At 64.1% G+C, this 10,364-nt stretch carries 8 protein-coding genes; 4 read left to right on the top strand and 4 right to left on the bottom strand.

Features of this window, described 5'->3' with window-relative positions; genetic code table 11:
• Window positions 1-176: 176 nt before the first annotated feature.
• The 4 genes from LB577_RS23200 to LB577_RS23215 form a co-directional block, all read right to left on the bottom strand.
• Window positions 177-740 (bottom strand): ActR/PrrA/RegA family redox response regulator transcription factor, encoded by a 564-nt coding sequence (locus LB577_RS23200; RefSeq protein WP_224688750.1) that lies wholly within the window; start codon window positions 738-740, stop codon window positions 177-179.
• Between the two features lie 63 nt (window positions 741-803).
• Window positions 804-2,135, bottom strand: a complete 1,332-nt coding sequence (locus LB577_RS23205) for an ActS/PrrB/RegB family redox-sensitive histidine kinase (RefSeq protein ID WP_032927349.1) — start codon at window positions 2,133-2,135, stop codon at window positions 804-806.
• 331 nt (window positions 2,136-2,466) lie between these two features.
• Window positions 2,467-4,929, bottom strand: coding sequence for an ATP-dependent helicase HrpB (hrpB, locus tag LB577_RS23210; protein WP_224688752.1), 2,463 nt, complete (start codon window positions 4,927-4,929; stop codon window positions 2,467-2,469).
• 47 nt (window positions 4,930-4,976) lie between these two features.
• The gene (locus tag LB577_RS23215) at window positions 4,977-5,867 is read right to left on the bottom strand and encodes a DMT family transporter (protein WP_224688754.1); all 891 of its coding nucleotides are present in this window, start codon (window positions 5,865-5,867) and stop codon (window positions 4,977-4,979) included.
• A gap of 27 nt (window positions 5,868-5,894) precedes the next feature.
• Between LB577_RS23215 and LB577_RS23220 the strand changes: the two genes are divergently transcribed.
• From LB577_RS23220 to LB577_RS23235, 4 genes are all read left to right on the top strand, one after another.
• Window positions 5,895-6,584, top strand: a complete 690-nt coding sequence (locus LB577_RS23220) for a PIG-L deacetylase family protein (protein WP_224688755.1) — start codon at window positions 5,895-5,897, stop codon at window positions 6,582-6,584.
• Between the two features lie 286 nt (window positions 6,585-6,870).
• A complete protein-coding gene (locus LB577_RS23225) occupies window positions 6,871-8,202 on the top strand; it encodes an ABC transporter substrate-binding protein (protein WP_140570427.1) in 1,332 nt (443 codons plus the stop codon).
• Window positions 8,203-8,422: 220 nt separating this feature from the next.
• Window positions 8,423-9,370 (top strand): carbohydrate ABC transporter permease, encoded by a 948-nt coding sequence (locus LB577_RS23230; protein ID WP_031258105.1) that lies wholly within the window; start codon window positions 8,423-8,425, stop codon window positions 9,368-9,370.
• Window positions 9,367-10,317 carry a carbohydrate ABC transporter permease gene (locus LB577_RS23235; protein ID WP_224688756.1) on the top strand — a complete coding sequence of 317 codons (951 nt, stop codon included), beginning with the start codon at window positions 9,367-9,369 and terminating at the stop codon, window positions 10,315-10,317. Before LB577_RS23230 ends, LB577_RS23235 begins: the two co-directional genes overlap by 4 nt.
• Window positions 10,318-10,364: the final 47 nt, after the last annotated feature.

Genomic DNA, 10,364 nt, shown 5'->3' on the forward strand with positions numbered 1-10,364 from the left:
TTCCTATCGCTACAATGATGCGCAGGCGTCGCCGGCACCGCAAGACTTCTGGTTTCCTAAGTCTGTATAGTTCGCGTTGGCAGATGGCGTGCCTCGACGTTTGGCTGGGAACGCCCATCACTTCGTCATCTATGGTCTGCGCCGCGTCGCTACGCCCAAGGATGACGAAGCTCTGTTCAGCGCGGCGCGCGCTTGGCCAGTATGCGCTGCAGCGTGCGGCGATGCATGTTGAGCCGGCGCGCGGTTTCGGAAACGTTGCGCTCGCACATTTCGTAGACACGCTGGATGTGCTCCCAGCGGACGCGGTCGGCCGACATCGGATTTTCCGGAGGCGCGGCGCGCTCGCCGGCGGTGCGGGTGAGTGCGGCGAAGATGTCGTCGGCATCGGCGGGTTTCGACAGATAATCGACGGCGCCGAGTTTTACCGCGGTCACCGCGGTGGCGATGTTGCCGTAGCCGGTCAGGATGATGGTGCGGGAGTCCTCGCGCTTCTCGCGGATGGCGGCAACGACGTCGAGCCCGTTGCCGTCGCCGAGCCGCATGTCTACCACGGCGTAGGCCGGCGGGTTGGCGCGCGCCTTGCCGACCGCCTCCTCGACGCTCTCGGCCGTCTCGACCACGAAACCCCTGGTTTCCATGGCCCGGGCCAGGCGTGTGAGGAACGGCTTGTCGTCATCGACGATCAGAAGGGAGGTGTCCTCGCCTTCAACCATTGCACCGATATTTTCACCGCCAGTCATCGTCTTGAAAATCCTGCTGCCTTAATTTTACGCAGATATAGTTTTGCGTCGCTATTGTCCAATTTACGCAGTGTCAAACATCGTCGCGGGCGCCGATTCCGGGTTCAGGAAGACGTTTCTGGGCCACGAAATCTGCACCACGGCGCCCTCGCCCAAGCCGCTCGAGTTGCGGAAGTCGAGCGTGGCGCCGGAGCGTTCGAGCAGCGTCTTGGCGATGAACAGGCCAAGCCCCAGGCCACCGCCGGCTTCATTGCCCTGGCGCGTCGACATATAGGGCTCGCCGATGCGGTCGATGATCTCGGGCGGGAAACCGGGGCCGTCGTCGATGATCGAGAAGGTGACGATGGCCTCGTCCCAGCTCCAGCGCACGGTGACGCTCTTGCGGGCGAAATCGACGGCGTTCTCGACCAAATTGCCGAGGCCGTAGATGACGCCCGGATTGCGGCGCCCGACCGGTTCCGGCCCGGTTCGCTCGCCGGGGCGAAGCTTGATCGAGATGCCGAAGTCGCGATGCGGCGCGGTGACCTCCTCGACCAGCGAGGTCAGCGGCAGACGGGAAAGATGCGCTTCGCCCTCGGTCGACAGGCTGGTGAGGCGCTTGAGGATTTCACGGCAGCGTTCGCTCTGGGAGCGAAGCAATTTTACGTCCTCACCGTATTTCGGATCCTTGCCAAGCGCCTTTTCCATCTCCTTGGCGACAAGCGTGATGGTGGCGAGCGGCGTGCCAAGCTCGTGCGCCGCCGCCGCCGCGAGGCCGTCGAGCGCCGAAAGGTGCTGCTCGCGCTGCAGCACCAGTTCCGTGGCGGCAAGCGCATTGGCCAGAAGCCGGGCTTCGGCCGCCACCCGGAAGGCGTACATCGCCGTGAAGGCGATCGAGGACAGCACCGCCATCCACATGCCGGCGACATAGATGAAGGGCATCTCCAGCGGCGCGCCCTCGTGCCAAGGCAGCGGCAGGTGGATGAACACAAGCAAGGTCGCCGCGATCATCACCAACCCGCCGAGCAGCGCGGTCAGCCGCAAGGGCAGCGACGTCGCCGAGATGACGACAGGCACGGTCATCAGCAGCGAGAACGGATTGGTCAGGCCACCGGTCATGTAAAGCAGGCCGGCAAGCTGCAGGCTGTCGAAGATCAGGATGCCGAAGGCCGCGAACGGGGTGAGCCGGTGCGCCGCCGGAAAGCGGAAAGCGAGATACAGGTTCATCCAGGCCGAGCAGGCGATCAGCGCGAAGCACAGGCTGACCGGCAGCGGGAATTTCAGGCCATAGGCGACGACGAGCACCGTCACGCTCTGGCCGACAATGGCAAGCCAGCGCAGCCGGATCAGCGTGTTGAGGCGCAATCGCTGGCTCTGCTGGAAATCGGGCGAACGCAAAACGTTGATCATGGCCATGGATTACAGCCGCAGGAGGGCAAGCGCTAGTAGCGGTGCGCAGTCGGCATTCGCGATTGGCCGAAGCCCCCCGACGTCGTCATCCCTGGGCGAAGCGGAGCGAAGCTCCGTCGCGGAGACCCTGGGATCCATGCCGCGACCCTGGACGTGGAGTGCAGCGGTGCAGAATTCTGGACCGTGGTGACGCTTCAGAGTCCCGGCATGGATCCTCGGGTCTGCGCCGCGTCGCTGCGCTCCTTGCTCAGCCCATGGATGACGAACTGGTTGATGTTTGCGCCAAATTTTCAAGGAACCCCTCCTGATCCAAGCGGTCCGCCCAAGCTTCCCGAGGCTAGGTGCCTCTGGGCTTGGCGCGGGCGGTAGCGGCGGCGAGCAGCGGATTTTCCGGCCAGACATGCTTGGGATAGCGGCCGCGCATGTCGGCGCGCACATCCGCCCAGGAGCCGCGCCAGAAGCCGGGCAGGTCGCGCGTGGTCTGGATCGGCCGGTGCGCCGGAGACAACAGTTCCAGCGTCAGCGGTACCGTGCCGTTGGCAATCGAAGGATGCCGGTCGAGGCCGAACAGTTCCTGCACGCGGATAGCCAGCACCGGCCATTCGCCGTCGTAGCGGATCGGTACGTGGCTGCCGGACGGCGCGTCGAAATGGGTCGGCGCCAGCGTGTCGATCTTGCGCTGGAGGTCGTGCGGCACGAGCGAAGCCAGCCCGGCGGAAATGGCGCCTGAATCAATGGCGGCGAAGGATGCGGCCCCGGACAGGAACGGCAGCAGCCAGTCGTCGAGATGTTCGAGAAGCGCCGCATCCGACATGTCGGGCAAGGGCGACCCAAGCCCACGATGCAGCCAGGCGAGCCGCTGGCGCAGCGTCTCGGCCTCCTTGCCCCAGCTCAGCAGCGACAATCCGTGTTCGCGCAAGGCATCGAGGATCGCCCTGTCCGCATCCGCGCCTGAAGGCGCCGGCAGCATGCGCTCGGCGAGCGTGATGGCGCCAATGCGCACGGTTTCGCGCACCCGCACGGCGCGGCGCTCGCGATCGAAGCTCGTTTGCCTGCGCGTTTCGATCCGGTCGGCCAGCGCGGCGCGGATGTCGTCCTCGCCGATTGCCGCCGCTGCCGCGATGCGCGCATTCTGCGCCTTGCCGTGCAGGTCGGCGACGACCAGAAACGGCTCGCCGGCCAGCGGATCGGCGGCATCGAGCATGGCGCCAGAGCCATTGGCCAGCACGAAACGCCCGCGTTCACCGCGCGCCTTGGCGACGCGGTCCGGCCAGGCGTGGATGAGCAGAGGACCGGCTGAAGCAGCTTCGCTTTGTTTTGTACCGCCCACCTGCCTTGCCAGCCTCTCAGCCAGTTGCCGCGCGGCGGTGGCGCGCGGCGATCTCTCCCCACGAAAGCGCATCAGCCGTCGCTCCAGATCAGCGCCGTCGCCGCCAAGCCCGCGTTCGGTGAGCAACACGGCCAGCATGGCGGCCTCCCCGGCATCGCCGCTCTTCGCAGCCTCGGCGACCATATGCGCCAGCCGCACCGGCAGAGCGAGCTTGCGCATCGACGCGCCCGCTTCGGTCAGACGCCCGGCCTCGTCGATGGCATGGAGCGCGCGCAGCAGCACCCTTGCCTCTTTGAGCGCCGGGGCCGGCGGCGGATCGAGGAAGGCGAGCGTCGCGGGATCGGCGACGCCAAAGGCGGCGCAGTCGAGCAGCAGGCCCGAAAGGTCCGCTTCGAGGATTTCCGGCGGCGTGAAGGCTGGCAATGCCGTCGTCTGCTCGGCGCGCCACAGCCGGATGGCGACGCCAGCCTGCGTGCGCCCGGCGCGGCCGGCGCGCTGGTCGGCGGAAGCCTTGCTGACGCGGACCGTCTCCAGCCGGGTGAGACCGCTGGCCGGCTCATAGCGCGGCAGCCGCGACAGGCCGGAATCGATGACGACACGCACGCCGTCGATGGTGATCGAGGTTTCCGCGATCGAGGTCGCCAGCACCACCTTGCGGCGGCCTAGTTGCGCCGGCTTGATCGCCGCGTCCTGCGCTTTGCCGTCGAGCATGCCATAGAGCGGCACGATATCTGTGTCGGCGCCGGCCTTGCCGGCCAGCCGCTCGGCGGTGCGCTCGATCTCGCGCTGGCCGGGCAGGAAGGCAAGCACGCTGCCGCTTTCGTCCGCGAGAGCGTTGCGGATCGCCTTGGCCATGGCGTCCTCGATAGGGATGCCGGCAGGTCGTTCGTCGTAGCGGATGTCGACGGGGAAGGCACGGCCCTCGCTTTCGACTACCGGCGCGCCCGACAGGAGTTTTGCGACGCGCGCGCCATCGAGTGTCGCCGACATCACCAGCAGCCGCAGGTCCGGCCGCAGGGCGCCTTGCACATCGAGCGCCAGCGCCAAGCCGAAATCGCCATCGAGCGAACGCTCGTGGAATTCGTCGAAGATCACCGCCGAGACGCCGGGCAATTCGGGATCGTCGAGGATCATGCGCGCCAGCACGCCTTCGGTGACGACCAATATCCTGGTTTTTGCCGAGGTGCGGTTTTCCATGCGCATGGCATAGCCGATGGTGGCGCCGGGTTCTTCGTCGAGCAGTTCAGCCATGCGGCGGGCGGCGGCGCGAGCGGCAAGCCGGCGCGGTTCGAGCAGCACGATCTTGCCCGCACTCAGCCACGGCGCGTCGAGCAGCGCCAGCGGCACCAGCGTCGTCTTGCCGGCGCCGGGTGGCGCCACCAGCACGGCGCTGTAATCGGAGCCAAGCGCCTCGCTCAGCGCCGGCAGCACGGCTGATACCGGAAGCTCCGGCAAGGGTTTTGCGGTCATCGCGTCCGCATATCAGCGGTCACGGTCGCCGTGCAACTGGCACCAGCTCAGAGCCGGGTCCGCGAAAACGGGTTCCAGCGCACCGTGCCCAGCCTTACTTCCTCGCGCACCATGGTCAGCAAGCCGGAACCGCCGACGACCGCGAGGCCGACCAACGACAGCCAGTCGGGATATTCCTGGAAGAACAGCGCGCCGAGGATGACCGCCCAGACGATCTGCGAATAATGCGTCGGCGCTATCCGGTTGGCCGGGGCGTATTTGGCGGCGAGCAGCTGCAGCAATTGTCCGCCTGCGGTGAAGGCGCCCGCCAACGCCAGCCAGACCAGCTGCATGGCATTCGGCAAGGTGAAAGAGGTGGCGGCGGCGCCGAGCCCGTTGAACACCAAGCCGTAGCCGACAAGCACGCCGAGCATCGACGTGCGCTTCTCCTGCTGGGCGAGCGAGCGCATCAGGATGACGCTGGTCGCGGCGAGGAAGGCAACCACGAAAGCGGCCAGATGGCCGAGGTTCAATTCACGAAAGCCCGGCCGCACCACCAGCATCACCCCGGCAAAGCCGGCGACCACGGCCAGCCATCGCCAGGGGCCGACCTTTTCCTTCAGGATGACGGTCGACAGGATGGTGACCAGCAAGGGTGCCAGGAAGATCAAGGCGTAGACTTCGGCCAGGGGAATGTGGGTGAAAGCATAGACGCTGAGTACGCCGGACGCGATGCCGGCCCAAGCCCGCGCCTGCACGGCCCATGGCCGCTTCATGCGCCAGAAATCGCGCCAGCGTTCGCCCGCCGGGCGGGTGAAGAACAGGAAACAGCCGGCAAACAAGGTCGCGAAGAAACCGATCTCGAAGACGGTGAACTGTCCGCCCAGGCTCTTGATAACGGCATCGCTGCCCGAATAGCTTGCATAGGCGATTAGCGCGAGCAGGATTCCGTTCGTCACGTTGTTCCATTTCCGGGGAGAGACGCATTGAAAATACTGGCTCTCGGTGCGCATCCGGACGACATCGAGATCTTCATGTTCGGTACGATGGCCGCCTATGCGGCGCAAGGCGCAGAACTCACTTTTGCCGTGGCCACGGATGGGGCCAGGGGCGGCAAGAGCGATCCTGTCATTCTCGCCCGTGTCCGGCGCGAGGAAGCCACGGCCGCGGCCGCGCTGCTGGGGGCGACGCCGCGCTTCCTCGACTTTCCCGACGGCGAGCTGGTGGCCGACGCCGCGCTGATCGGCGCACTGAAAGGGCTCATTCGCGAGATCGGGCCGGACCTTGTGATCACGCACGCGCCCAACGACTATCACGCCGACCACCGCGCGCTGTCCGACGGCGTGCGCATCGCGGCCTCGTTCGGCGTTCCGGTGCTGCATGCCGACACGATGGGCGGCACCGGATTTTCGCCGACGCACTATGTCGATATTTCCAACCATACCGAGATCAAGGCGCAAGCCATCTGCATGCACCAATCGCAGGACCCGGACCGCTTCGCCGACGCCGCCCGGACGCAGAACCTTTTTCGCTCCGGCCAGTGCAATGGTGAGCAAGCCTCGCAAGCCGAAGCCTTCCGCTTCGAGCCGATATTTCCTTTCGGCGACATCCGCGCGCTGCTGCCGCCGGCACCACCGATCCGGACAGTCATGGTGAGCACCAAGAAGGTCGACTGAGCCGGGAGACGGCCTGCGAGCCTGGTCGAAATCAGCCCGCACGGCCTCCAGACTCCGCGCCCGTCGACACCACGCTCGGCGCTTTTCCCAACGTTTTCAGATGCCGGCGCCGTCATGTTGCGGCGCAGCGACGAATTCGCTTGCCTTGTTTAGTAAAAATTGCATCACTAAACAAATTACTAAACATCCGCGGTGCTCTGGCGCTGCCATGTTTGGGCCCCTGAGGAGAGGGGTTGAGGGCTCTTGAAACCGTCATCCGGGCGCGTTTCGCAAATGGGAGGAAGGCATGAAATCGAGCTTTAAACTGGCGTTGGGACTGACCTCGGCGATATCAGCGTCGACAGCCGTCTCGAACGCCGCGCACGCTGAAGACCTGACGCTGTGCTGGGCCGCCTGGGATCCGGCAAACGCGCTTGTCGAACTGTCCAAGGATTTTACCAAGGAAACCGGCATCGGCATGAAATTCGAATTCGTGCCGTGGACGAATTACGCCGACCGTTTCCTCAACGAGCTGAATTCGCACGGCAAGCTCTGCGACCTGATCATCGGCGACAGCCAATGGATCGGCGGCGCCGCCGAGAACGGCCACTACGTCAAGCTGAACGACTTCTTCGACAAGGAGAAGATCAGCATGGACGACTTCGTGCCGGCAACCGTGGTCGGCTATTCGGAATGGCCGAAGAACACGCCGAACTACTGGGCGCTGCCGGCCATGGGCGACGTCGTCGGCTGGACCTATCGCAAGGACTGGTTCTCCAAGCCGGAACTGCAGAAGGAATTCAAGGAGAAGTATGGCTGGGATCTCGGCCCGCCGGCCACCTTCGACCAGCTGAAGCAGATCGCCGAATTCTTCCAGAAGCGGCAGATCGACGGCAAGACCGTCTATGGCGCTTCGATCTATACCGAGCGCGGCTCCGAAGGCATCACCATGGGCGCCATGGACGTGCTCTACAGCTACGGCTTCCAATACGAGAATCCGAAGAAGCCCTACGAAATGGAAGGCTTCGTCAACTCCGACAAGTCGGTGAAGGGGCTGGAGTTCTACAAGGCCCTCTATGATTGCTGCACCCCGCCGGGCGCGTCGAACAGCTACATGGGCGAAGGCGTCGATGCCTTCAAATCCGGCCAGGTGGCGATGCACATGAACTTCGCCTTCACCTGGCCAGGCCTGCAGAAGGACGAGAATGTCGGCGGCGACAAGATCGGCTATTTCGTCAATCCCAAGGGCCCCGACGGCGAACAGTTCGCCCAGCTCGGCGGCCAGGGCATTTCGGTAGTGTCCTATTCCGACAAGCAGGAATCGGCGCTGAAATACATCAAGTGGTTCGCCAACAAGGACGTGCAGGCAAAGTGGTGGTCGCTTGGCGGCTATTCCTGCCTGAACGCCGTGGTGAAGGATCCGAAATTCCCGGCCAGCCAGCCCTATGCGCAGACCTTCCTCGACTCGATGGCCATCGTGAAGGACTTCTGGGCCGAGCCGAGCTACGCCCCGCTGCTGCAGGCCTCGCAGAAGCGCTTCCACGACTATGTCGTCGCCGGCCAGGGTTCGGCCAAGGATGCGCTTGACGGCCTGGTCAAGGACTGGACGCAGGTATTCCAGGACGATGGCAAAATGTAACCGGCTCCTCCCGAGCTAGGCCAGAGGCGGATGATTTCAGGTCGAATCGACCAGAAATCATCCGCTCCGGACCAAAGACAGAGTGAGCATGATGTCGTCCGAAAACCGTTTCACACTTTTCGGCATCATGCTCTTGGTCCCGTGCCACCCTTGGCACGGGACGCGGTTCAGATAAATTCCATGACAGAGACGATTTAAAGTGACCGAAGCAGGACTCACCATGCTCAATCGGACCGCGGAGAACGTTGCCCGGGCGACCCCGGAGCCGTTGGCCCGCAAGGTCCGGGGCATCAGCGACAAGGGCCTCGCCTGGCTGTTCATTTCGCCGACGATCCTGTTGCTGCTGGCCATCAACATCTTCCCGCTGTTCTGGGCGATCTATCTCTCCTTCACCAATTACCGGGCCAACCGGCCCAACGAAGTGGTGAAAAATCTCGGCTTTGCCAACTATCAGCGCATCCTCGGCGACAAGGATATCTGGATCGCCATGCAGACGACCGCGCATTTCGTGTTCTGGACGATCCTTTTGCAGACGCTGATCGGCTTCACGCTGGCCTGGCTGATCGACAGGAAGTTCCGCGGCCACGCCTTCTGGACGACGCTGATCCTGGTACCGATGATGCTGTCGCCGGCGGTGGTCGGCAATTTCTGGCGCTTCCTCTACGAACCGCAGATCGGCCTGTTCTCTTATGTCATCTCGTTCGTCTCCGGCATTCCACCGACAAGCATCCAGATGCTCTCCAACGTGTCGCTGGCGCCGTGGTCGATCATCATCGTCGATACCTGGATGTGGACGCCCTACGTGATGCTGATCTGCCTCGCGGGCCTGCGCTCGATCCCCGAATACATCTATGAGGCGGCCGAGGTCGACCGCGCCTCCAACTGGCGGCAATTCTGGTCGATCACGCTGCCTATGGCGCTGCCCTTCATCATGCTGGCGGTGCTGTTTCGCGGCATCGAGAACTTCAAGATGTTCGACATGGTCAATCTGTTGACCGGCGGCGGGCCTGGATCGACCACCGAAGTCGCCTCGATCACGCTGAAGCGGCAGGCTTTCGAGAGCTGGCGCACCGGCTATTCCTCGGCCTTCGCCATCATCCTGTTCGTCGCAGTGTTTGGCCTCGCCAACATCTACGTCAAGGCGCTCAACAAGGTGAAGCAGAGATGAGCCTGACCACTGCCCATTCGGTCGTCGCCCCCTCGGCCAACTCGAAGCGCATCGCCAGCGCGATCATCATCGCCTACGCGTTAATCTCGATCGTGCCGCTGTTGTGGATCTTCGCCACCAGCTTCAAGACGCCGCCGGACTCGATCGCCTATCCCCCCAAGGTCCTGTTCCAGCCTAGCATCGAGGGTTACTGCAACCTGTTCACGACGCGCACAAGGCAGACGCCGGAGTACATCAACTCGCTGGGACCGGCGACCGGCTTCTGCGACGAGACGGTGCGCAAGCGCAACATGGTGATCGCCGGCCCGTCCAACTTCCTGCCGCGCTTCGCCAACTCGCTGATCATCGCCTTCGGCTCGACCTTTTGCGCCGTCTTCCTCGGCACGCTGTCGGCCTATGGTTTTTCGCGCTTCAAGGTGCCGCTCGCGGACGACCTTTTGTTCTTCATCCTGTCGACGCGCTTCATGCCGCCGATCGCCGTCGCCATCCCGATCTACCTGATGTACCGCGAGCTTGGCCTCTCCGACACCGCACTCGGCATGATCCTGCTCTACACGGCGGTCAATGTCTCGCTGGCGGTGTGGCTCCTGAAAGGCTTCATCGACGAGATCCCGCGCGAATATGAAGAGGCGGCGATGATCGACGGCTACACGCGGCTGCAGGCTTTCTGGCGCACCGTGCTGCCGCAGGCGACGACCGGCATTGCCGCAACCGCCATCTTCTGCCTGATCTTCGCCTGGAACGAATACGCGTTCGCGGCGCTCCTTACCTCCGGTACGGCACAGACGGCACCGCCTTTCATCCCGACCATCATCGGCGAAGGCGGCCAGGACTGGCCGGCGGTGGCGGCCGGCACGACGATCTTCCTGGTGCCGATCCTGGTTTTCACCATTCTGCTTCGCAAGCAATTGCTGCGCGGCATCACTTTTGGGGCGGTGCGGAAATGAGTGATGTGCGAGGTCGACCCCCACTCCGTCGAGCTTCGCTCGACACC

It is taken from the genome of Mesorhizobium sp. B283B1A (assembly GCF_020165735.1).
GTDB classification, from domain to species: Bacteria; Pseudomonadota; Alphaproteobacteria; order Rhizobiales; family Rhizobiaceae; genus Mesorhizobium; species Mesorhizobium opportunistum.

Coding starts and splice junctions, on each gene's coding strand:
- LB577_RS23200 (WP_224688750.1), bottom strand. CDS start 740: ATGACTGGCGGTGAAAATATCGGTGCAATGGTTGAAGGCGAGGACACC.
- LB577_RS23205 (WP_032927349.1), bottom strand. CDS start 2,135: ATGGCCATGATCAACGTTTTGCGTTCGCCCGATTTCCAGCAGAGCCAG.
- hrpB (WP_224688752.1), bottom strand. CDS start 4,929: ATGACCGCAAAACCCTTGCCGGAGCTTCCGGTATCAGCCGTGCTGCCG.
- LB577_RS23225 (WP_140570427.1), top strand. CDS start 6,871: ATGAAATCGAGCTTTAAACTGGCGTTGGGACTGACCTCGGCGATATCA.
- LB577_RS23230 (WP_031258105.1), top strand. CDS start 8,423: ATGCTCAATCGGACCGCGGAGAACGTTGCCCGGGCGACCCCGGAGCCG.
- LB577_RS23235 (WP_224688756.1), top strand. CDS start 9,367: ATGAGCCTGACCACTGCCCATTCGGTCGTCGCCCCCTCGGCCAACTCG.